At 71.8% G+C, this 21,008-nt stretch carries 21 protein-coding genes; 9 read left to right on the plus strand and 12 right to left on the minus strand.

Annotated elements, in window-relative coordinates:
- The first annotated feature begins 269 nt into the window (after positions 1–269).
- Complete coding sequence (locus Q0D57_RS02505) at positions 270–1,514, plus strand: geranylgeranyl reductase family protein (protein ID WP_291037608.1); 1,245 nt, start codon at positions 270–272, stop codon at positions 1,512–1,514.
- Between the two features lie 28 nt (positions 1,515–1,542).
- On the opposite strand, the gene Q0D57_RS02510 is transcribed toward Q0D57_RS02505, so the two are convergent.
- Positions 1,543–3,504 (minus strand): cellulase family glycosylhydrolase, encoded by a 1,962-nt coding sequence (locus Q0D57_RS02510; protein WP_291037610.1) that lies wholly within the window; start codon positions 3,502–3,504, stop codon positions 1,543–1,545.
- 108 nt (positions 3,505–3,612) lie between these two features.
- On the opposite strand from Q0D57_RS02510, the gene Q0D57_RS02515 reads away from it, so the two are divergent.
- Both Q0D57_RS02515 and Q0D57_RS02520 read left to right on the plus strand, forming a co-directional pair.
- The gene (locus Q0D57_RS02515) at positions 3,613–4,374 is read left to right on the plus strand and encodes a class I SAM-dependent methyltransferase (RefSeq protein ID WP_291037612.1); all 762 of its coding nucleotides are present in this window, start codon (positions 3,613–3,615) and stop codon (positions 4,372–4,374) included.
- Between the two features lie 64 nt (positions 4,375–4,438).
- Positions 4,439–5,815: an LssY C-terminal domain-containing protein gene (locus Q0D57_RS02520; protein WP_291037614.1), complete on the plus strand. Its 1,377-nt coding sequence runs from the start codon at positions 4,439–4,441 to the stop codon at positions 5,813–5,815.
- Here the strand turns inward: Q0D57_RS02520 and Q0D57_RS02525 are convergent.
- Complete coding sequence (locus tag Q0D57_RS02525; protein WP_291037616.1) at positions 5,796–6,128, minus strand: hypothetical protein; 333 nt, start codon at positions 6,126–6,128, stop codon at positions 5,796–5,798. The genes Q0D57_RS02520 and Q0D57_RS02525 overlap by 20 nt on opposite strands.
- A 160-nt stretch (positions 6,129–6,288) precedes the next feature.
- Between Q0D57_RS02525 and Q0D57_RS02530 the strand changes: the two genes are divergently transcribed.
- Complete coding sequence (locus Q0D57_RS02530; protein ID WP_291037618.1) at positions 6,289–7,080, plus strand: lytic murein transglycosylase; 792 nt, start codon at positions 6,289–6,291, stop codon at positions 7,078–7,080.
- Here Q0D57_RS02530 and Q0D57_RS02535 read toward each other — a convergent pair.
- Both Q0D57_RS02535 and Q0D57_RS02540 read right to left on the minus strand, forming a co-directional pair.
- Positions 7,077–7,946 carry a hypothetical protein gene (locus Q0D57_RS02535; protein ID WP_291037620.1) on the minus strand — a complete coding sequence of 290 codons (870 nt, stop codon included), beginning with the start codon at positions 7,944–7,946 and terminating at the stop codon, positions 7,077–7,079. The two genes, Q0D57_RS02530 and Q0D57_RS02535, sit on opposite strands and share 4 nt — an antisense overlap.
- Positions 7,947–8,045: 99 nt before the next feature.
- Positions 8,046–8,681, minus strand: a complete 636-nt coding sequence (locus tag Q0D57_RS02540) for a hypothetical protein (RefSeq protein ID WP_291037622.1) — start codon at positions 8,679–8,681, stop codon at positions 8,046–8,048.
- Positions 8,682–8,823: 142 nt separating this feature from the next.
- Between Q0D57_RS02540 and Q0D57_RS02545 the strand changes: the two genes are divergently transcribed.
- Genes Q0D57_RS02545 through Q0D57_RS02555 form a run of 3 tightly spaced genes read left to right on the plus strand, consistent with a single transcriptional unit; the run spans position 8,824 to position 11,463 of the window.
- A complete protein-coding gene (locus tag Q0D57_RS02545; RefSeq protein WP_291037629.1) occupies positions 8,824–9,138 on the plus strand; it encodes an ATP-dependent DNA ligase in 315 nt (104 codons plus the stop codon).
- Between the two features lie 51 nt (positions 9,139–9,189).
- On the plus strand, positions 9,190–9,819 hold the full coding sequence (locus Q0D57_RS02550) for a TetR family transcriptional regulator (RefSeq protein WP_291037632.1): 630 nt from the start codon (positions 9,190–9,192) through the stop codon (positions 9,817–9,819).
- A 45-nt stretch (positions 9,820–9,864) separates the two neighbouring features.
- Positions 9,865–11,463, plus strand: a complete 1,599-nt coding sequence (locus tag Q0D57_RS02555) for an MDR family MFS transporter (RefSeq protein WP_291037634.1) — start codon at positions 9,865–9,867, stop codon at positions 11,461–11,463.
- A gap of 31 nt (positions 11,464–11,494) precedes the next feature.
- Here the strand turns inward: Q0D57_RS02555 and Q0D57_RS02560 are convergent, their stop codons facing one another.
- The 7 genes from Q0D57_RS02560 to Q0D57_RS02590 form a co-directional block, all read right to left on the minus strand.
- On the minus strand, positions 11,495–12,100 hold the full coding sequence (locus tag Q0D57_RS02560) for a TIGR03086 family metal-binding protein (RefSeq protein WP_291037637.1): 606 nt from the start codon (positions 12,098–12,100) through the stop codon (positions 11,495–11,497).
- Between the two features lie 59 nt (positions 12,101–12,159).
- Positions 12,160–13,452, minus strand: coding sequence for a glycosyltransferase family 4 protein (locus tag Q0D57_RS02565; protein ID WP_291037640.1), 1,293 nt, complete (start codon positions 13,450–13,452; stop codon positions 12,160–12,162).
- Positions 13,449–15,839 (minus strand): glycoside hydrolase domain-containing protein, encoded by a 2,391-nt coding sequence (locus Q0D57_RS02570; protein WP_291037645.1) that lies wholly within the window; start codon positions 15,837–15,839, stop codon positions 13,449–13,451. Before Q0D57_RS02570 ends, Q0D57_RS02565 begins: the two co-directional genes overlap by 4 nt.
- A 182-nt stretch (positions 15,840–16,021) precedes the next feature.
- Complete coding sequence (locus Q0D57_RS02575; protein WP_291037648.1) at positions 16,022–16,600, minus strand: hypothetical protein; 579 nt, start codon at positions 16,598–16,600, stop codon at positions 16,022–16,024.
- A gap of 35 nt (positions 16,601–16,635) precedes the next feature.
- Entirely contained in the window at positions 16,636–17,121 is a 486-nt protein-coding gene (locus Q0D57_RS02580) for a hypothetical protein (RefSeq protein ID WP_291037651.1), read from the minus strand.
- Positions 17,122–17,133: 12 nt separating this feature from the next.
- On the minus strand, positions 17,134–17,616 hold the full coding sequence (locus Q0D57_RS02585; RefSeq protein WP_291037654.1) for a hypothetical protein: 483 nt from the start codon (positions 17,614–17,616) through the stop codon (positions 17,134–17,136).
- The gene (locus Q0D57_RS02590; protein ID WP_291037656.1) at positions 17,613–18,821 is read right to left on the minus strand and encodes a hypothetical protein; all 1,209 of its coding nucleotides are present in this window, start codon (positions 18,819–18,821) and stop codon (positions 17,613–17,615) included. Before Q0D57_RS02590 ends, Q0D57_RS02585 begins: the two co-directional genes overlap by 4 nt.
- A 144-nt stretch (positions 18,822–18,965) precedes the next feature.
- On the opposite strand from Q0D57_RS02590, the gene Q0D57_RS02595 reads away from it, so the two are divergent.
- On the plus strand, positions 18,966–19,121 hold the full coding sequence (locus Q0D57_RS02595) for a hypothetical protein (RefSeq protein WP_366518574.1): 156 nt from the start codon (positions 18,966–18,968) through the stop codon (positions 19,119–19,121).
- A gap of 213 nt (positions 19,122–19,334) precedes the next feature.
- On the opposite strand, the gene Q0D57_RS02600 is transcribed toward Q0D57_RS02595, so the two are convergent.
- Positions 19,335–19,904, minus strand: coding sequence for a cupin domain-containing protein (locus tag Q0D57_RS02600; protein ID WP_291037659.1), 570 nt, complete (start codon positions 19,902–19,904; stop codon positions 19,335–19,337).
- A gap of 340 nt (positions 19,905–20,244) precedes the next feature.
- On the opposite strand from Q0D57_RS02600, the gene Q0D57_RS02605 reads away from it, so the two are divergent.
- Positions 20,245–20,994: a hypothetical protein gene (locus Q0D57_RS02605; RefSeq protein ID WP_291037662.1), complete on the plus strand. Its 750-nt coding sequence runs from the start codon at positions 20,245–20,247 to the stop codon at positions 20,992–20,994.
- Positions 20,995–21,008 lie beyond the last annotated feature (14 nt).

A 21,008-nucleotide genomic window follows, 5' to 3' on the forward strand; every position in this document is an offset into this window, starting at 1 on the left:
TCCCGACATCCTGCAGGCTCCGCGCCACCCCGCACGCACCGCGGCGCCGTGCCCACCTCCGGCCCCCATGCACTCCACGGTGCCGCGCCCGGCAACCGGCACTCCCCCACATCCGCAGCACCGGCGGCGTCCGACAGGTGGCACGTGGTAGGTGGTTGGCGACCCGCCACCTCTCGGCACCGGTACCGGTATCGGCCCCGGGCTGGCGGCGGCGGGCGGATAGGCGGCGGGCTGGCGGGCGGACAGGCGGCGCGCAGTAGCCTGGAGCGATGACCAGCGGGCTCGACGGGACCACGTGGGACGTCGTCGTGGTGGGCGCCGGGCCCGCCGGCTCGAGCGCCGCGCGCGCCGCCGCCCTCGCCGGGTCCTCGGTGCTGCTGCTGGACCGTGCGGCCTTCCCCCGTTACAAGACCTGCGGCGGCGGTCTGCTCGGCGAATCGCTCGCGCTCATCCCGGAGAGCGCCCTCCGCACCGTCGAGTCCCGCGTGCGCGACACCGTGGTGAGCCATCGCTTCAGCCGCCGCTTCCGGCTGACGACCCTCGACCCGCATCTCGCCCTCGTGCGCCGCTCCGAGTTCGACGCCGCCCTCGTGGCCGCCGCCCAGGATGCGGGTGCGCGCTTCGCCGACGGCGTGACCGTGCGCGAGATCATCCCACCAGCCGACGGCGGCACTGGGGTAGCGCCAACTGCTGTTCCCGACGCGGTTTCGCGCAGTTGGCGCTACCCGGCCGGCGGGAGTGGCGGGCAAAACACGAGTGGCGGGCAAGAGGCGAAGACGACCGGGGTGCGCACCTCCGCCGGGACCGTGCACGCGCGGGTGGTGGTGGGCGCCGACGGCACCGGCGGGCGCGTGGGACGGCACGTCGGCGTGGAGGCCGGCGGCGTCGACCTCGGGCTCGAGGACGAGGTGACGATGCCCACCGACGACTCCCGCTGGCGCGACGTCGTGCACCTCGACTGGGGCGACTCTCCCGGGAGCTACGCCTGGGTGTTCCCGAAGCGCGATTCCCTGACGGTGGGGGTGATCCAGCAGAAGGGCGCACCGGATGCCACGCGCCGCTACCTCGCCGAATGGCGACAGCACCTGGGGCTCGACGAGGCGACCGCGCCCACGCTGCACTCCTCCGGCCACCTCACCCAGTGGCGCACAGCCGGCTCACCGCTCCGCCGCGGCGACGTGATCGTGGCCGGCGACGCCGCCGGGCTCCTCGAGCCGTGGACGCGGGAGGGCATCTCGTTCGCCCTCCGCTCCGGCAGCTGGGCGGGTGAGGCCGCGGCGTCCGGCGACCTCGACCGCTACGTGCGCCGCGTGCAGGCCGAGCTCGGCGCCGAGCAGCGCACCGGAGCCGAGCTCCTCCGCACGTTCGAGCGCCGCCCCGGCCTCGTGCACGCCGTGCTGCGCACGCGCCCGGGCGCCCGCTGGTTCGTGCGCTTCTGCCGCGGCGAGACCACCCTGGCCCGCTTCGCCCGCCACCGAATCGTCATGCTCCTCGCCCGCACGCTCGCACGCTGACCGTCGACAGCCCGGGCGGGGAGCGCGATCAGCGCGCGGTGAGGGTGAAGTCGGGAGTCCCGGGCGAGGTCGTCGAGGCCACCTGCACTCCCGCCGTGACCGTCTGGCCGGGCGCCACGAACGCCGCCCACTGCGCGCCCCGGCAGGTCACGACCCCGGAGGCGACCGAGCAGTCCATGCCCCAGGCGCTCACGACCGACGTCGCGCCGGCATCCGGCCACGAGATGCTCCAGCCCGACGACGCTCCCGCGTTCGTGACCGAGATCTCGGTGACGTAGCCGTTCTCCCACTCGCTCTGCAGCGCCCAGACCGCGGAGAGCGATGCGGAGCCGGCACCGGCACCCCCACCCGGCGTTCCCGGACGAGCCGTGCCCGTGGACGGCCCGGCACCGGGCGAGGCTGTCGCACCGGGCGTGGCTGTCGCACCGGGGGCGCGCGGCCCGGGCGCTCCCGGCCCCGCGGTGCCCCCGATCCGCTCGGTGGGTTTCAGCCACGGCGTGCCAGAGGACCCCGGTGACCCGCTCGGGGTCGGCGTGGCCGGAGCACCCGTGCCCGGCACCGGCGACGGGGCGGGCAGCGGCACCCCGGTGGCAGGCGCAGGCGCCGTCACCGCCGTCCCGCTCCCGATGAGGGGCGAGAGCGCGGCGATCTTCTCGGCCTGCGGCGTCGTCCAGTCGTCCTGCACGAGCCCGCCGGTGTCGCCGCTGTTGGGGTTGAACGACCAGTAGGAGAAGCTCATGCCCGAGCCCGCGAGATACGCCACGATGTTCTCGAACCAGGCCCGGTCGCCATCCGTCTGCAGCTTCGAGCCGAACTCGCCCACCAGCACGGGCGCGATGCCCTCCTTGGCGAGGTAGCCCCACTGCGAGTCCCAGAACGCCGGCAGGTTGGCCGGGTAGTCGGGGCTCGTGAACCACTCCTGCGGGTAGATCGACGCCGGGTAGTCGTGCGGCGAGTACACCACCCGGTCGGGCACCGAGAGCGTCACCGGATCGGACCCCGCGTCGGCGAGCCCGCCGCCCCACCAGGTGTAGCTGCCGTCGTTCTGCTTCTCGACGCCCTCGACGATGATGAGCAGTTCGGGGTTGACCGCGAGCACCGCATCGCCTGCCCGCGTGGCCGCGGCCTGCCAGTCGACCGCGGGATCGCCGCAGCCCCAGCAGGCGCTGCCGCGGGGCTCGTTGTGCAGGTCGAAGCCGATGACCGAGGGCTCCCCGGCGTAGCGCTGCGCGAGCATCTGCCAGTCCGAGATCCAGGTCGACTCGGGGAAGCGGTCGGTGTACCAGAGCTCCGACTGCGCCTCGGAACCCGGCCGGTGCCGGTCGAGGATGACGTTCAGCCCGTAGGCCTTCGCACGCTGCACGAACGCGTCCATGAGCTGCAACGGCGTGAGCGAGGCGAGCGTGGGGTTGGCGTAGGCGTTGACTGAGGAGCTCGCAGGCGATGCCAGGCACTCGTTGGAGTAGGGCAGGCGGATCGTGTTGAAGCCCCAGCCCGCGATCTGCGCCAGTCCCGCATCGAGGCTGATCGACCAGAGCCCGTGGGGCGCGCAGTTGCCCGTCTCGAGCCCGAACCAGGAGACCGCTTTGATGACGTAGGGCGAGCCGCCGGCGGTGACGATCGTGCCGCCGTCGGTGTGCAGCCACCCGGGGAGTGCAGCCTGAGGGGCCCCATCGGCCGAGGCCGGAGCAGGAGCCGGACCGGGTGCGGGCACGGCAGGCGATCCGGGCGCACCCTCACCACCCGCAGCCGGGCCGGGCATGACTGTCGGCACGGGAGAGCCTCCGATCGGTCCGGACTGCGCGACGCCGGAATGCTTGGGCCCGGGCACCGAAGAGGACAGCACCGAAGAGGAGAGCCCGGAACCCGCCGTCGCGGCGGACGCCACCGACGCCGTCGCCACGACCCCGGCGACGAGCACGACGGCGGCCAGTGCGCCACCCCAGCGACGCACCCGCCCGAGTGGCGTGCTCTCGATCGAACCCTTCACGGCCACCCTTCGCGGTCGACGACAGATCCGCAGAATACCAGCCACCGCCGACACCCTCCGACACAGCCGGAGAACAGGACAGCCGGAGAACAGGAGCACACTGGAACGATGCCGGCACCCAAGGACCACGACCTAGCCCTCACCTTCGGCCGGGAGGCGGCCGCCTACGACCGAGGCCGCCCGGGCTACCCCGACGAGGCGGTCCTGTGGATCCTGGCGCGCGCGGCATCCGGATCGGGTCGCCCGCACGTGGTGGACGTCGGCGCCGGGACGGGCAAGTTCACCGCGTCCCTGGCGAATCGCCCCACCGAGGTCACGGCCGTCGAGCCCGACCCGGCGATGCGCGACCGTCTCGCCGCCTCCTTCCCCGGAGTCGCGGCCGTCGAGGGCAGTGCCGAGCGCCTCCCCCTCGCCGACTCCTCCGCCGATCTGGTGACGATGGCGCAGGCCTGGCACTGGGTCGACGTCGAACCGGCCTCCCGCGAGATCGCCCGCGTGCTGCGACCCGAAGGGGCTCTCGCGCTCGTCTGGAACGTGCGTGACGCGGAGGTCCCGTGGGTGTCCGAGCTCACCCGGGTGATGGGCAGCTCCATCGCCGAGGACTTCGACACGGAGAAGCCCCCCGTCGCCGCCCCGCTCGAGCGCACGGAGTACGCCGAGTTCCGCTGGACGAACGAGCTCGACCGCGCGGCGTTCCGCGACATGGTGGCCTCGCGCAGCTACGTCATCGCGATGGCCCCGGAGGAGCGCGAACACCTCTTCACCGAGCTGGACACCTTCCTCCGCACGCATCCCGACCTCGCCGGCCACGACCTCATCCCGCTCCCCTACGTGACCCGCGTCACGATTGCGAGGCCCACCGCGGTCTGAGCCGCCGAAGAACGGAGCCAGCAGCCGCTCGGGCCCGGGCCCTCCGCGCCGCTATCGTGGACCCATGGCCCGCCGCCCCCGCCCCGCCAGGCCCCGACGCTTCTCGATCAACGCGCTGCTCGACAACCTGTTCTTCGTGGTGGCGGGTGTCGCAGCCGTCTGGCTCGCCTATCTCGTCCTCTCCGAGGGCTTCTCCTCCGGCTGGGCGCAGCTGTGGTTCTACCTCGTGTTCTGGATCCTGGTGGCGTACATCGCGCTCCCGCGCCTCCACCGCATCCTCACCAACATCTACGTGCCGAACTACTTCATCGGCCGCACCCGCACGAGCGACGGCCTCCTCGGCGATCCGGTCAACCTCGGCCTCCTCGGCAGCGAGGAGCAGGTGCACACCGCCATGGCCGCCGCCGGCTGGACCCGCGCCGACGACCTCACCTTCCGGAGCGCACTCAAGATCGTGGCGTCGACGGTGCTGCGCCGGAGCTACCACGAGGCGCCTGTCAGCCCCCTCATGCTCTTCGGCCGCAACCAGGACTTCGCCTACCAGCAGGAGGTCAAGGGCAACCCCGCCAAGCGCCATCACGTGCGATTCTGGCGCTGCCCGGAGGGCTGGCTGCTGCCGGGCGGCCACGCCACCGACTGGCTCGCCGCCGGAACCTACGACCGCGCGGTCGGCTTCTCGCTCTTCACGCTGCAGATCACCCACAAGATCGACGAGAACACCGACGTGGAGCGGGACCACATCGTGGAGACCGTGCAGACAGCGGATGCCGCCGTGCGGGTGACCGTGCTCGAGGACTTCGCCACGGGCTATCACTCGAGGAACGGCGGCGGCGACGCGATCGTGACCGACGGCGACCTGCCGGTCATCGACCTCCGCGCGGTCACCCCCACGGCGGTGGCGGTCGACGAGGCCGAGGCGCCCGTGCCCACGCCGCACACGGCGACCGCCACGAGCCCGGCTCCCGACAAGGTGGTGCGGCGCCCCGCCCCCACGCTGTTCGGCGCCGTCGTCGTGATGCTGAGCGCCATCACCCCGGTCGTCATCCTCCTGCTCGTGCTCTTCGACTGGCAGGGAGTGCGCGACTCCATCCTCCTCGACACGGATGCCGACCTGCCGAAGACGCTCGACTTCCGCGACGTGACGGTGTGGGCGATCGTGGTCGGCACCGCCGTCTTCGCCCTGTTCGAGCTGGTGCTCGGCCTGTTCGTGCTGTTCGGGAGCAACGCCGCGCGCATCGCCGTGCTCGCCTTCAGCGTGATCGGCATCGTCGCGGCAGCGGTCGACCACGTCGAGGGCCACCAGGCCATCACGCTCGGGACGAACCTGATCAGCCTGTCGCTCGACATCCTGATCCTGATCGCCCTCTCGAGCGATCGCGCCCGCGACTACGCGAGGCGGCCCCGGGAGAAGAAGTCGGAGCTCAGGCCGCGATCATCGTGAGGCTCATGCCCGCGACGGAGATCGCGACGACGGCCGAGACGAGCGCCACGTTCGAGAGCAGGCCGTCGCGCATCCGGAGCCCACTGGCCCGGTCGTCGACGGCGGCCATCGCCTGGGCGACATCGCTGTAGCTGCCGAAGCGCTCCCCAAAGGGTCCGGTCGCGACGAAGTGGCCGGCGGTGTACTCGACCATGCCGGCGTACTCACCGGAGCGGTTGCCCACCCAGAGCTTGGGCTCGGGCGAGTTCCACGCGATGGACTCGCCGGAGACCGAATCCTCACGGACCGACGTGATGCTGGTGACCAGTGCCATGGGTGCTCCTCCGCTTCGGTCGACTGACTATTAGTTAGACTAGCGAAACAGATTCGTTTCGGCAGGGGATTGCATTCCGCGTGTCGCAAGCGCTATAAGCGGTGATCGCGGTCAGCCGCCTGCCGGGACCGCGACGGCGCCCGCGTAGGCTGGGTCGACGGTGAGCGGATCGACGAGAACTCGGGTGGTGGGCGCCGTGCTGGCGATCGCCGGAGTGCTCGCGGCCGCCGCGCTGGCGGGGTGGCTCGTGGTGGGTCTGAGCTCCGGGCAGCGACCGGATGCGACGAGCGGCGACAGCACCGCCACCGCAGCGACACCAGCACCCACCCCGGTCCCGGCCGCGGGCGACGGCGGCTCCGAAGCGGCCCCCACGGGCATCTCGAGCCTTCCGGATGCCGCGTGGGCCGCGCGCACGGCCACCGCGACGGGCGTGCCGCTCCGCGCCCTCCTCGCCTACGCCGGCGCCGAGCTGCGGCTGCGGGCCGAGCAGCCGTCATGCGGCCTGGGCTGGAACACCCTCGCGGCGATCGGCTGGGTCGAGTCCGAGCACGGCTCGATCCACGGCGGCACGATCGGGCCCGACGGGCTCGTCTCCCCCGCGATCGTCGGCATCCCGCTCGACGGAGCGGGCGTCGAGGCGATCGCCGACACCGACGGCGGGCTCCTCGACGGCGACACGGTGTGGGATCGCGCCGTGGGCCCGATGCAGTTCATCCCGGGGACCTGGGAGCAGTTCGCCGCGGACGGCGACGGAGACGGCCGCGCCGACGTGCACCGGATCGACGACGCCGTTCTCACAGCGGCCCACTACCTCTGCGCGTCGGGCGGCGACCTCCGCGACCCCGCCGACTGGATCACGGCCGTCTCCTCCTACAACTCCTCGATCGACTACAACCACCGTGTGGCCGCGGCCGCCGACAGCTACGCCGCCCGCGCCGAGGGCCGGGGCTAGAACCCCGGGAAGTCCGACCCGAAGACCGTCCGCAGGTAGGCCCCGGAGGTCTCGAGGTCACCATCGAGGTAGGCGTTCACGGCTGCGCGAGAGCTCGTGGCAGCCCGCTCCACGGGATACTGCGCCGCCACCGCTCCGGCCAGGGTGGCGGTGGCCCGAACCCCCTGCCTGCCGTCGGGCGAGGTGGGATCCGGCACGCGCGTGAGGCCGTCGAGCCGGAGGCGCTCCCAGACCCAGCAGGCGTCCCAGAGCACGCTGAACGAGTGCTGCTGCAGCGCCTGCCGCAGGGCGACGGTCTCGAGGTAGTAGGAGGAGATCGGTACGGCCTGGCGGTGCTTCCATGCGAGCAGCAGCCGGATCAGGGCACGCACCCCGCCCAGGCTCCCGTCGAGTCGCGACAGCAGCACCGATCGCGCGACCGGGCGGTGCCGCACCCAGCGGCCCGACGCATCCGGAACCCGCAGCTCGCCTGCGCCTGCAGACTCCCCCACGTCGTCCGGATGCTCCGACTCGAGCGCCGGGATGAGCCGGAGCCCCGGGGTGCCCAGCCGCTCGAGCACGAGTGAGCCGTCGGTCTGCGGCTCGACGAGGAGATCGGCGGGCAGCAGCGGGACGAGTGAGCCGGCGAGGCGTGCGGGCGGCCGGGCCCGCGAGCCCACGACCACGAACAGGTCGAGCCGGCTGCGGTCGCGCACCGCCGTGCCGTTCAGCCACGAACCGCCCTCGACCACCCGGAGCACGGTCGGATCGGCCTCGAGCCCGAGGGCGACCTCGTCGCGGAGCGCCCGCACCGGGGCGACGTCGTCCGGCCCCGGTCGCAGGTCTTCGTCGAAGGCCTGGAAAGCGATGCTGATCTCATCGGCCACGGTCGTCCTCCGAGACCGAATCTACTCCCGCACCGGCCGATCACCGAGAGCCCGAGAACCAGCGAGCCCGTGAGCCCGAGAGCCCGAGAGCCCGACGGATCAGCGACGCACCGTGCGCCGGCCGTAGTTCTGGTCGGCCAGGTGCCAGAGGTCGAACTCGCGGAGGCGCCGCATGCGCTCGTCGCGATCGCGCAGGTACTCGTCGTCGACCACGAGCGACGCCGACACCCTGGCGTCGTCGAGTCGCGACTCGATCTCCCGGCTCAGGTCGTCCCACGCCTTCACCCTCGCCTGCTCGACGAGGTCGGCGATGTACTCCGGATCCTGCGCGTCGAGTCGCAGCCGCGCGGCCACCTCGCGGTAGACCCGGCGGCGGGCGTTCAGCAGCTCGAGGTCGCGCAGCTTGTAGTCGTGCTCGTGCCGGGCGGCACCCGAATCCGTCTCCGCGAAGCCGATCACGTCGACGGCGTGCAGGGCGTTCTCGTCCTGCTCCGCCGCGATCGACTCGAGCACCTCGCGGGCGAGCTCCGACGCGTTTTCGGTGCTGAACGGCACCTCGTCGCGGATGGACGCCACGATCAGGCGGTTCTTGAGCGTCAGCGCCGCGGAGAAGCGCGCGATCAGCACACCGTCGGCGATGGCCGCCTCGACCTCGTGCTCGGGCAGCGGCTCCGGCGGCTCGACCGCGCGACCGGTCGCCAGCCACCGCGGACCACGCCCTCTGCGCCGTGCCATCGCGACCTCCTCCACCACCAGGATAATCGTCTGCGGCCCTCGCTTTCCCGTGCGCGGGAGGTCGATCCGGAACCGCATCAGCCGCTACGATCCGAAGTGCCCCGCGCTCACCTGCCGCGGCGTGGCATCGAGGAGGACAAGGGTGGGAAGGCTCGTCTACGGACCGCACAGGTCGGAGTGGGAGTTCGACGATCGGATGCTCGCGCACCTGCGCGTGGTGATCGTCACGAAGTTCCGCCGCCGCGAGTCGTTCACCCTCAGCTGGGAGCTCCACCGCGAGAACGGCGGTGGGCGGATCTCGCTCTGGCTCGACCCGGCCATCCCGCTGGAGTTCCACTTCGTCGGCGGCCGCGAGCCGTCGCTGAACCGCGAGTGGATCGAGCAGCTCGCCACCATCGCCGGCACCACGACGGGCCTCGTGCCCCTCGACGAACCGGGGCCCGGCCCCGCGCGCTGACCCGCGAACTTTCGCGTTGCGAAAACTTTCATGCTGTGAAATTATTGCGGCATGACCGACACCGCCACCCGCGAGCAGCCGGGCCTGCGTGAGCGCAAGAAGCGCGAGACCGCGCGGGCGATCGAGGTCGCGGCGGTCGAGCTCGTCTCCGAGTCGAGTCTCGCCGAGGTCACCGTCGAGGCCATCAGCGCCCGTGCTGATGTGACGAGCCGCACCTTCTTCAACTACTACGCCGGCAAGGAGGACGCGGTTCTCGGCAACTCCCGCGCCTTCCCGCCACCCGACCTGCACGACCTCGCGCACACCCCCGGTGTGCCGATCGTCGACGCCGTGCTCGACGCCGTGCTCGCCGAGTTCGACGCCTTCGATCTCGGCCGGCCCGACCTCGAGGAGCGCAAGCGCGCCATCCTGATCGAGAACCCGGACCTCTTGGCGCGGAGCTTCCGCACCCTCGGCGACATCGAGGAGAACCTGGCCCGGCAGGTGACCCGCGTCCTGACCGACGAGGGTCTCGTTCCGGAGGCCGAGCGCGAGAACCGCGCCTGGTCCGTCGTCTTCCTCGTGGGGGCCGTGCTACGGCTCGCCCTCCGCAACTGGAGCCTCGACGCCGACACCACGCATCCCATCGCCCACCACATCACCGGAGCCCGGCAGTCCCTGTTCGCCGCGGCCGGCCGCTGATCGCCCGTTCCCCTCCCCTTCTCCCCCGACCCGCGAGGAACCCCCATGTCAACCACCCCCAAGGCCGGCACGCCCACCGGCTCCACCCCCGCCGTGTCAGGCGCCGCACCCGCACCGGCGGATCCGCCCAAGCTCGGCGCGAAGCAGGTCAACCTGATCTTCGCCGCGCTGCTCGTGGCGATGCTGCTCTCGGCCCTCGACCAGACCATCCTCGGCACTGCGCTCCCCACCATCGTGGGCGAGCTCGACGGCGTCAACCACATGCTCTGGGTGGCGACCGCCTACATCCTCGCGTCCACCGTCGTGATGCCGGTCTACGGCAAGGTCGGTGACCTGATCGGCCGCAAGTCGCTGTTCGTGATCGCGCTCTCGATCTTCGTCTTCGGCTCGGTCGTGGGCGGTTTCGCGACCTCGATGGAGTGGCTCATCGCCGGGCGCGCCGTGCAGGGCCTCGGCGGCGGCGGGCTCATGATCCTGTCTCAGGCGATCATCGCCGACGTCATCCCCGCCCGCCAGCGCGGCAAGTACATGGGCTTCGTGGGCGTGGTGTTCGGGCTCGCCTCGGTGGCCGGCCCCCTGCTCGGCGGGCTCTTCACCGACGTGCTGAGCTGGCGCCTCGCGTTCTGGATCAACGTGCCACTCGGCATCGCCGCGATCGTGGCCGCCGTCGTCTTCATCAAGCTGCCGAAGATCGAGAACCTCGTGCGGCCGAAGATCGACGTGGCCGGCATGGTCACCCTCGCGATCGCCGCCTCGGGCCTCGTGCTCACCGCCTCGTGGGGCGGCACGGAGTACGACTGGAACTCCCCCGTGATCATCGGCCTCATCGTCGTGACCGTCATCGCCGCCGTGGCCTTCGTGCTGATCGAGCGCCGGAGCTCCGAGCCCGTCATCCCGATGTCGCTCTTCGCGAACCGCAACTTCACGCTCACCACCCTCGGCGGTCTCGCCATCGGCATCTCGATGTTCGGCGCGCTCGGCTACATGCCCACGTTCCTGCAGATCGTCAACAGCGTCAACGCCACCGAGTCGGGCTTCATGCTCCTCCCGATGCTCGCGGGCCTCATGATCACGGGCATCGGCGGCGGCTTCCTGATCTCGAAGACGGGCCGCTACAAGTGGATGCCGATCGCCGGCACGATCGTGGTGGCGGTCGCCCTCGTGCTCTTCTCCACCATGCGGGCCGACACCCCGCTCTGGCTCATCCTCGGCTACCTCACCGTGCTCGGCCTCGGCATCGGGCTCGCCATGCAGGTGCTCGTGCTCATCGTGCAGAACTCGGTGCCGCACAAGATGGTGGGAACGGCGACCGCGGGAAACAACTTCTTCCGCGAGATCGGCGCCTCGCTCGGGTCGGCCATCGTGGGCTCACTCTTCGTGGCGCGGCTCACCGAGCAGCTGAGCTCGCTCGGCAGCTCCGCGGGTGCTGCCGGTGGCGCGGTGCCGACCGACACCAACGCGCTCACTCCCGCGGCCATCAACGCGCTGCCGCCCGAGGTGCACACGATGATCGTGGAGGCCTACTCCAACGCTCTCAGCCCGGTCTACCTCTACCTCGTGCCGCTCATGCTCGTGGCCGCGGTGCTGCTGTGCTTCGTCAAGGAGATCCCGCTCGAGACCACCGTGGTGCAGCAGGAGCACTGAGCCCGGCCGGTCGCCGGTCTCCGCTGACCGGTCAGGCGGATGCTCCATCGGGCGCGGTCCAGAACGGATCGCGCCCGATGAAGCCGGCCAGGCGCTGCTCGGTCGTGGCGTCCTCCGGCACGACGATCCGCGGGCCGTACTGGCCCGACGCGCGGAGCATCTCGTCGAGGGGCGCCATGCCGGCCAGCAGCTGGGCCGCGTAGGCCTCGTCGAGGCCCGGCGCCTGGCCGGTCGCGGTGGCGAGATCCCAGGAGTGCATGAACACGTCGGCCGTGTAGAAGCGGTCGATCGCGTCGGCCAGCGGGAGGTCGCCCGTGTGCGGGTTGCGGAACATCCGCTCGGCCGTCTGCGGGTCGTCGAGCACGGCCTGCACCTGGGCGGCGTGCACGCGCCAGGCCTCGACCGGATCGTCGTCGACCGAGGGGCCCGCGAGCAGCACGATGTCGCTGCCGCCCGCGAGGAAGCCCGGGAACCAGGTGGTGAGATGGCGCACGACATCGCGGGCGGTCCAGCCCTCGACCGGGGCCGGGGCGTCCCAGGCCTCCGGATCGGCACCGACGGCGAGCGCTTCGAACGAGCCCGCCACCCTGCGGTGCCGGTCGGCGGGCGAGGCCGTGGTCACGTCGTCGGATGCCATGCCGACAGCGTAGCCACGACCTCGCGCCGTGTCAGGGGGACGTTCTCCGGCGCGTCCGCTCAGGCCGGTGCGGCGACCTCGCGCGGCAGGCGCTCGAACAGGCGGTCGAACACCGCGTGCCGGTCGAACTGCAGGGCGTACTCCCGCGCCTCCTCGGCCCAGCGGGCGCGCTGCTCCGCCGTCGTCTCGAGGATCGCGCGGTCGATGGCGGCCGCCACCGCATCCGGATCGTTCACCGGCACCACGATCGCGTGGTCGCCGATGGCCTCGCCGATGCCGCCCGTGAGCGTCGTGATGACGGGCCCGCCGCCCGCGAGCATCTTCTCGGCGAGCGCGATGCCGAAGGTCTCCACGAACTCCGGCCGCGGCTTCGACGGCAGCACGAACGCGGCGCAGCCCGCCATGAGGAACGGCTTCTCGGCGTCGCCCACATCGTCGAGGAAGCGGATGCGGTGCGCGAGCGGCGACGCGGCGGCGAGCTCCTGCAGCGCGGCGGCCTGGGGCCCGCGCCCGGCGATCATGAGCGGCAGCTCGGTCTCCCGGCCCACCCGGCTGCGCTCGAAGCCGTGGATGAGGTCGTCGACGCCCTTCGCATCCGTGAGCCGGGAGAGGAAGAGGAGGTAGCCGTCGCGCTCGAGCCCGCGCGCGGCGAGCAGACGCTCCGTCTCGGCGTCGTCGAGCCCGAGGTACTGGGCGGCGTCGATGGCGGGGTACGAGATGCGGATGCGCTCGCGGCACTGCTCGGCGAAGCGCGTGCCGTGCTGGTCGTCGACCCGCTGCGCCTCCTCGATGATGAGGTCGCGGGTGTACTCCGAGACGGCCACGCAGTGGTCCTGGCTCAGGTAGCTCGAGAGGATGTGGGCGGCAGCTCCCAGCCGCCCCTCCTCGACGGCGGTGCGCACGACGTTGGTGACGTCGGAGCCGACGGCCTCGGCGATGGTCGTGACGTTCACGGGCAGCCCCGTGCCCTGCGCCGCCCGCACGGCGTCGGCCACCGCGAGGGTGTGCGGGCTGAGGTAGAGCGAGAGGGCCACGGTGGGCACGCCGTCGGTGAAGAGCTCCACGAGGCGGCCCGTGATGCCGGCGACGTAGCGGCCGTCGGGAACCTTGTAGTCGCCCACGGGCGCGGGTCGCTCCACGATGATGCCCGGGCTGTAGGGCAGCACGGAGTCGGCGGGCTTCAGCGGCAGGCCGGCAGCCTCGAGGCGCTCGAGCGGCCAGGTGACGATGCGCACCTCGTCGAAGCCGCGCACGAGGGCGGTCTCGGCGAGGTTGCGGCCCTCGACGGAGTGCCCGCAGATGACGGGATCGGCGCGGTTGATGATGACGAGGCGCTTGCGGATCGAGGTCACAGGGTGTCTCCTTCGCTCGGAGGCGTGTCGGGGTTGTCGGGGGCGGCGGTGCGGGCGTCGGCGTCTTCCGGCTCCGGATCGGGGACGGCCACTGTGGGCGAGGCGGTGTCGGTGATGATGACGTCGGGCTCGGGGGCCGCGGCCTCCGGATGCGCCGTGAGCATCTCGTCGTCGGCCGGCCACGGGGCGGCCCCGCTGGGTCGACTGGAGGGCGGCACGTCGACGGTCCCCCACGCGCTCGGCCGGGGACCGAGCTCGAGCACGAGCTCACCGCCGGCGTGCAGCTCGGTGCCGTGGATCCAGGTGCGCTCGAGCGGCTCGCCGTTCAGCCACGCGGCCTGCACGTACTGCGCGGGACCGCCCGCGACCGGTTCCACGAAGCCGCGGGTGCGCATCCGGAACTCGCCGCCGGCGACCGCGAGGCGCGACTCGGCGAAGGAGGGGGCGTTGACGAGCACGATGCTCTGCCCGGCCACGGGGAAGAGGCCGAGCGAGGCCCAGACGTACCAGGAGCTCAGGCCGCCGGAGTCGTCGTTGCCCGGGAGGCCGCCGCGGCCCACGCCGAACTGCTGCAGCACGATGTCGTGCACGACCTCGGCCGTGCGGTCCGGGCGGCCGGCGTAGTGGTAGGCCCACGGCGCCTCCATGTCGGGCTCGTTGTTGAGCCCCTCGAAGCGCCCGAGGGCGTAGCCGGCCGCGAGCTCGTCGGCGGGCGGCTTGTTGCCCGGCTGCACCACCGCATCCGCCCCGTAGCCGAAGAAGGCGTCGAGCTGGGCGATGAAGCGCTCGCGGCCGCCGCTCACCGCGATGCGGCCGGCCATGTCGTGCTGCAGCCGGAACGAGTAGTTGTAGCGGCTGCCCTCGTAGTACGTGCTGTCCTTGAGGAGGCCCGACTCGGGGTCGTAGGCGTTGACCCAGCGCTCGGCGAGCTCCTCGAACTGGGCGGCGAGCGCCCGGTCGCCCACGTGGCGGGCGACCTTGGCCGTGCACCAGTAGCCGAAGGCGATGTCGAGGGTGTGGCTGATCGGATGCGCCTCGCCGCGCAGCAGGTACTCCTCGCCGTAGGTGCGGCGCAGGTCGTCGCTCATGTGCACGAGTGCCCAGTCCCAGTCGATGCCCTCCACGCCGAGCTGGCAGAGGTCGGCGAGGAACGTGTGCGCGAGGGCGCTCGCCTGCCGCGAGAAGCGGTCGCCGCCGCGGGCGAGCCGGTAGCCGATCGGGAAGTTGCCCTCCTCCTCGCAGATGGTGAGCAGAGCGTTCGCGAGCTCGACGGCCTTCTCGGGCTGCACGGCCGTGAGCAGGGGCAGCTGGGTGCGGTAGATGTCCCACATCGTGGCGATGTCGAAGGCGAACGGTCCCTCGCTCGGCCAGAACGGGCTCTCCGACTCGGCGAAGCTCGGCTTGATGAGCGAGTGGTAGAGCGCCGTGCGGAACACGGTGCTGCGCTCGGCCGACGGGGTGTCGATGGCGATGGTCTTGAGGTGCTTGCGCCAGGTCTTCTGGGTGCGCTGGCGCCGCGCCTCGAAGCGGGCGGGGCCGGGGCCGCAGTCGTGGCGGAGGTTCTCCTCGGCCTGCTCGACGCCTCGCAGCGAGAAGCCGATGCGGAGCTCGATGGTCTGGCCGGCCCCGCTCGGGCCCGCCCACATGAGGCCGAAGGGGCGGAGGGTCGTGGGGCGGATGTGGTCGAAGTCGAGCCGGGTGCCGCCCGGCATGAGTCGCCGGTCGTACCAGAGCATCTGCCGCCACTGCGGGGTGTCGCACTCGACGTGCACGGCGATGGGGGCGCCCTCGGCCACGATCTCGCCGCGGGCGACGCCGGGCTCCACGGTCTCGAGGTGGGCGCGCAGGGGGATGGTGGAGCCGTAGGGGATGCCGAGGCCGCCCATCGAGAAGTCGATCACGATGCGGGCGTTCGAGTGCTTCGGGAAGGTGTACCGGTGCACCGCGCTCTTCGGGCCGACCGTGATCTCGGCGCGCACGCCGGAGTCGAGGGTGGCGGCGTAGTAGCCGGGCTCGGCGCTCTCGTCCGAGAGGTCCCAGGTGCGGCCGAGCACGTCGAGCGGCTCGATCATGGGGGTGACCCGGAAGTAGTTGTAGTACTTGCGGATGGCTCCCGTGCCCGACTGCTGGAAGTGCGTGAAGCCGCTCGCGAGCTGCCGGTCGTGGATGGTGCTCGGGATGCCCTCGAGGCTGAGGTCGTAGCGACCGTAGCCGGTGGGGTACGCGCCCGAGTAGGAGCAGGCCGAGACCATGCCGAGGGGGTAGGTGGCGCCCGGGTGGGTGTTGCCGATCTGGGGCTTCGGCCACCACCAGGTGGCGGCGAGGCCGGACTGGGGCGGGAGGGCCGTGACGTCGGTGCCGATGAAGGGGTCGACCTGGTCGATCATGCGGGGGCTCCTTCCTTCATGGGCTGCGGCGTGACGGCGGTCGGTGCGAGCGTCGCTGTGGTTGTGGTCGCTGTGGCCGTGGCCGTCGCTGGAGAGTACGCACGGTCGGGTGCGCACGGGTGAACACGGGGTGAATGGCGGGGGCGGGGCTGCATGCTTCTCCTCGGCTCGGGTGGGTGGGGCTACGGGGGCGGGGCGGTGAGCAGGTCGGCGCGCTCGGCGAGGTAGGGCTCGAGCGGCGCGAAGGCGGTGCTGCCGGGCTGTAGGTTCCAGCGCACGAGCACGGTGCCGTCGGGGGCGAGGGCGAGGAGGTGGGCGGCGGCGGCGGGCGCGCTCGTGGCGGGGCCCGGTCTCGTCGGGTCGGTGCTCCGGATGCTGGCCGCATCCGTTGCCACCGGGGTCGTGTCGAAGTTGACGGTGTCGCCGTCGGCGAACTTCGCCTGGAAGGCGGCGCGCCGGTGATCGCGGCGGATCTCGGCGCGCTCGGACTGGTTCGTGACGCGACCGGGGTCGACGGCGCGCGTGATGGTGCCGATGGTGTGGAGGCCGCCGCTCTCATCCAGGAGCAGCACGCCGAGGCGCCACACCCGCCCCTTGGCGACCATCACGGGCCCGCGGGCGATGCCCAGGATCGGCTTCCGCGCCCGGTACTCGGCGAGCGCCTCGGTGCGGGCGCCGGATGCCTGCAGCTTCTGCACGGCGCCCCGCAGGATCTGCTGCACCCGCTCCTCGAGAGCCCCGTCGCCCATCCCGCCGTCCATACCCAGACGCTACCCGGCCGCGTATGTCGCCCGTGTTACGAGTTCCTGCCGAGTGGTCGTCTGGCATCTCGCATGTCTGCGTAGACATCCAGAAGGATCACGCCGCCCACGATGGCGAGCGAGCACTGAAGTGACAGGACGACCGCCTCGGGGTCACCTGTCGTCCACGCCGCCATGCACCAGACTGTCGCGGCGACCGGCGGGATCGCGACGAGCGAGACGAACGCCGCGCGCCCCAGCCCCAGTGGACGGACCACGGCCATCCCGACCGCGATGAGGCCACCCGCGAGAGCCCCCGATGCTTGGCCGACGACCCAGGAGCCGAGGAGCGAGAGGATCAGAGTGACCTCATTCCCCGTCGACGCCAGCGCAGGATCCGACGCGAGCGTCAGGGCTGTCAGGTAGACGACGCCGTGCAGAACACCCGTGATGCCTCCGGCTGCCGCGCCGGCCGGTGGTGCGATGAGAATCGCGGCGAGGGGAGCACACGGGCGCCGGGATGGAGTGCTGGAGGTCTTCACGAGACGATTATTTCATGACGAATGATCACTTCTGCGCCAGGCCGGCGTGAACCAGAGCACGACGGTGAGCCCACCTCCCGCTTCCACTCCGGCCCACACCGCCAGGACAGCGATCTCGCTGATCTCGATTCCGGCGGCACCGAGGCCCGCCATGATCGACAGCGTCGTGACGACTCCCCCGACCACCGCGGGGATGAGGATCCGCTGGACCACGAGGAGTACGAGAGAGACGACGATGGCCACGAGGCTGCCGATGATCAACCCCGACGCCGCGCCCGCCACAGCGCCGATCACGACTCCGTGGAGAAGGAGCCCGCCGATCCCCGACAGCGCCCGAGTGGGATCAGCGAAGGAGTTGGTGGCGACGGTGATGACGCCGAACCCGATGCCGGTGCCGAAACCGAGGACGACACCGCCGGGAATCGAGAGGAAGGGGCTGAACCCCGGGATGGGACGGGCACCGGACAGCGCCCGCCCCTCGTTCCCAGAGTTCACACGCCACCGGTGCCGTCGGCCCGGTCGGCGACCCGCCGCCAGAACTCCATCCAGGTCAGCCCGGCCGCCTTCGAGTTGGCGACGTTCGCGAGAGTACCGAGATCCTTCTTGACCATGGCATGGACGTAGAGATGGAGGTATCCACTCGGGTCGTTGTACCAGGAGAACGTGATGATCGAACCCTCGCCGTCGAAGTGACCCGGCGCGGCGACGAACTGCAGCGCCCCGCCCATCGCATGCTGCACGATGACCGGCGCCCAGACCCAGCCGAGCTGAGTCCACGGACTCACCTTGAGCATGAACACGGTGCCGTTCAGCGGGTAGGCGCGGGTGGCGCCCTCGATGGGGAAGTGGCAGCTGAAACAGGCCTGCAGGAGCCGCTTGGCCGCCGATTCCGAGGCTTTCGGGTAGTGCACAGGGAAGCTCGGCTTCGCGGCGGAGAAGTCGTAGGCGTAGTACCAGGTGGGGTCGAGGAGGACCGGGAAGGCGGTGTCGGCGGCGAGGTCGACGTGCTGGGTGAGGGTGTCGCCGTTCCAGGTGTAGCGGGTGGGGAGGGAGGCGCCGGTGGCGTCTCGGGCCCAGGCCGGTTCGAGGGTGCCGATGTAGGCGTGGGTGGCGTCGGCGAGGAGGGTCTGGCCGGTGGGGAGCTCGGTGGCGTAGGCACCGTCGGGCAGGTCGAACGTGTAGTCGAAGGCCGTGCCCGCCGCCGGTGAGGCGAGGGCCGTGAGGAGGCGGACGCCGTTCTGAAGGGGCTGGATGTAGGCCGCGGCGGTGGCTTCACCGTCGTCGGCGGGCGATGCCAGGTCGAAGGACGTGATGCCGGAGTCGGAGCGCGGCTGGCCGACCGCTCCCCCGATCGTGAGCGACACGGCCTGGCCGGCCCCCTCAGTCTGCGCGGGCGAGAGGGCGAGGGGCTCGGTGGGCGAGTTCGGCAGGCCGAGCCGGAACGGGTCGATGCCGACCTCAGCCCGCAGTGCGTCGGCCTCGGCGGGGGTGGGCGGGGTGCTGGTCTGGGCGAGCTCGTCCGGCGCGAGTGCTTGCAGGAGTGCGATGGGGTCGTGGATGTCGAGGGCCAGACCGGGCGGCTGCTCGGAGGCTGCGAGGGCAGCGCCGGCCGGGGCGAGGAGCACGGCGCAGAGGGTCGACGCGACCACGGCCGCGGCGAGGGAGGCGCGCCGCGGCGTGGATCGGCGGGAAGAGGGCATGGAGGAACCTTTCGTCGTTCGTCGACCGTTCCCAGGGCCTGCCGCTGCAGACAGCATAGACACATGTGGCGTTCGATGCGCATGCTTTCCGAGCTTTTCTCAGTGGCGTTCGCGGGTGTCGGCGGTCGGGTGCAGAGTCGCCTCATGGACGCATCCACCCGCTCCGCAGACCTCGCGATGATGCACGGCTACCTGAAGCTCAGGCGCTCCGATCTGCTCGGCAAGCTCGACGGCCTCGGCGAGTACGAGGTGCGCCGGCCGCTCACCGCCTCGGGCACGAACCTGCTCGGCGCCCGCTGACCGCGTCACCCGCTCGCTCACTCGCCCCGTCGAGTTCCGTAGAGTTCCGTCGAGTGTCATCGAGTCGCGTCGAAGTGTCGCCAAACGGACCTCACCGCCCGAAATGGGAGCACTTCGGCGCGACTCACAGGTTGTCGCGCGACTCCCGCGGGCGCGGGGCGAGGGAGGGGCGCGGGCGCGGGGCGGGGGTGCGGCGGGAGCGGCCGGGGCTTGCTACTCGGGGTCGCAGTGGGTTAGGTCGGTCTCGGCGAGGGGGTCGCCGGCCGGGATGATGTAGGTCACGAGCAGCACCACGTTCTCGGTGCCCTCGTTCTTGCCCTCGTGCACGTAGCCGGGGCCCTCCTCGATGGAGTCGCCCGTCTCGTAGACGTGCACGCCCTCGGGGTAGATCGGCGCGTAGTGGGTGAGCGCCCCCTCCTCCACCACGGCGATCAGTCGCCCGTCGTGGCAGTGCTTGCCGGTGCCCGCCCCCGGCTTGATCGTGATGCGCCGGAACGCCACCTGCACCGGACCCTCGACCTCGACGTCGACCGCCGCATCCTGCTCGCCCTTGCCGAGTTCCTCGACCACGACGGGCGCGTCGGTGTCCGCGGGCGTCGGGGTCGGGGTGGGGGTCGCCGCGGCGGAGTCCAACGGGGCGGCCGCTGTGGCGGAGGCGTCGGCAGACGCTGCGGGAGCGGCCGTCGTCGTGCCTCCCGCGCATCCGGTGAGCAGCAGAGCGGATGCCAGGACCACGGCGATCCCTGCTCCGACGCCGGTGCGGTGGTGGGGGCGACGAGTCACGGGAACCTCTTCGTTCTGGGGCGTCCGCCCCGGTCGGGTGGCCTTCATCGTGACAGAGCGAGCGGGGCCACGGCAGGCGACCCGCACCCCCAATTCGGGGCTTCTAATCACCTTCGAGGGCCGCACTTCCGCGCGATCGCAGGGAACTGCGGCGGAGGTCACAGATAACGCTTCGGCCACGGGCACGGCATACCCCGCGTCGCCACCGCGGGGGCAGGACCCCGTCGCCTATCCTGATCGCGTCCACGGACCGCGGGGTCGCCGAGCACACGCATCGACTCCGATCCGAGCTTTACCAGCCCCCGACGCCCCACCCGAACCACGACGAGAGCACGATCCCATGACCACGCGCGAGAGGCTCGACCGGCGTCGGTCTCCGCTGCGCCTCGTCCTGGTGCTCGTGGCGTCGACGCTCGTGCTGCTCGGGATCGCCGCCGCCGTGGCCGTCGCGCTGCTCCCTCCCGTGCTCGCCGAGACTCCGCGCGAGCGGATCACCGCGACCTCCGCGACCACCGCGACCACCGCCGAGACGCTCCGCAGCGCGACCGGATCCGCGACGGTCGCCGTCCCGGCCGGCTGGCTCGTGCTCGGGGTGGGGCCCTTCCTCGCCGAGGGCACGACCACCGTGGTTTCCCCCGACGACGCCTACCGCGCCGAGTTCACGGTCCTCCGGGTGACCTCCGCCTCCGCCGGGCGCTCCGCCTACACCGAGCTCCTGGCCGCCCACGACATCACCAAGGCGGAGGCGACCGCCGCCTGGAACACCGAGACCCTCTCCTCCGGCTACTCGGTGCGGTGGACCGAGCTGACGGCCGACGACGCCGCGGAGGGCGCATCCGCCACCGAACGCGAGAAGGGCATCGCCGGAGAAGCCGCTGAAGACGACCGGGGACCGACGATCGTCCTCGCCACCCTCACCGCCCCGGATCCGACGATCCCGGTCGAGCTGGTGCTCGTCGCCACGGTGAGCGCTCCGGATGCCGCCGCCTACCGCACCGTGACGGCCGACCTCCTCACCGAGGCGACCCTGTCGGCGACGGCGTCGACCACACCTCCCACGAGCCCGGCGACCGGCGGAGGCTCCTCGTGATCCGCCTGCCCACG

Origin of the sequence: Herbiconiux sp., assembly GCF_023264895.1 — a bacterium.
Taxonomy (GTDB): domain Bacteria; phylum Actinomycetota; class Actinomycetes; order Actinomycetales; family Microbacteriaceae; genus Herbiconiux.

What these genes read in the sequence shown, in the direction of transcription:
- Q0D57_RS02515 (WP_291037612.1), top strand. Translation starts at nt 3,613, where the DNA reads ATGCCGGCACCCAAGGACCACGACCTAGCCCTCACCTTCGGCCGGGAG.
- Q0D57_RS02555 (WP_291037634.1), top strand. Translation starts at nt 9,865, where the DNA reads ATGTCAACCACCCCCAAGGCCGGCACGCCCACCGGCTCCACCCCCGCC.
- Q0D57_RS02605 (WP_291037662.1), top strand. Translation starts at nt 20,245, where the DNA reads ATGACCACGCGCGAGAGGCTCGACCGGCGTCGGTCTCCGCTGCGCCTC.
- Q0D57_RS02550 (WP_291037632.1), top strand. Translation starts at nt 9,190, where the DNA reads ATGACCGACACCGCCACCCGCGAGCAGCCGGGCCTGCGTGAGCGCAAG.
- Q0D57_RS02525 (WP_291037616.1), bottom strand. Translation starts at nt 6,128, where the DNA reads ATGGCACTGGTCACCAGCATCACGTCGGTCCGTGAGGATTCGGTCTCC.
- Q0D57_RS02560 (WP_291037637.1), bottom strand. Translation starts at nt 12,100, where the DNA reads ATGGCATCCGACGACGTGACCACGGCCTCGCCCGCCGACCGGCACCGC.
- Q0D57_RS02505 (WP_291037608.1), top strand. Translation starts at nt 270, where the DNA reads ATGACCAGCGGGCTCGACGGGACCACGTGGGACGTCGTCGTGGTGGGC.
- Q0D57_RS02575 (WP_291037648.1), bottom strand. Translation starts at nt 16,600, where the DNA reads ATGGACGGCGGGATGGGCGACGGGGCTCTCGAGGAGCGGGTGCAGCAG.
- Q0D57_RS02570 (WP_291037645.1), bottom strand. Translation starts at nt 15,839, where the DNA reads ATGATCGACCAGGTCGACCCCTTCATCGGCACCGACGTCACGGCCCTC.
- Q0D57_RS02595 (WP_366518574.1), top strand. Translation starts at nt 18,966, where the DNA reads ATGGACGCATCCACCCGCTCCGCAGACCTCGCGATGATGCACGGCTAC.
- Q0D57_RS02590 (WP_291037656.1), bottom strand. Translation starts at nt 18,821, where the DNA reads ATGCCCTCTTCCCGCCGATCCACGCCGCGGCGCGCCTCCCTCGCCGCG.
- Q0D57_RS02540 (WP_291037622.1), bottom strand. Translation starts at nt 8,681, where the DNA reads ATGGCACGGCGCAGAGGGCGTGGTCCGCGGTGGCTGGCGACCGGTCGC.
- Q0D57_RS02520 (WP_291037614.1), top strand. Translation starts at nt 4,439, where the DNA reads ATGGCCCGCCGCCCCCGCCCCGCCAGGCCCCGACGCTTCTCGATCAAC.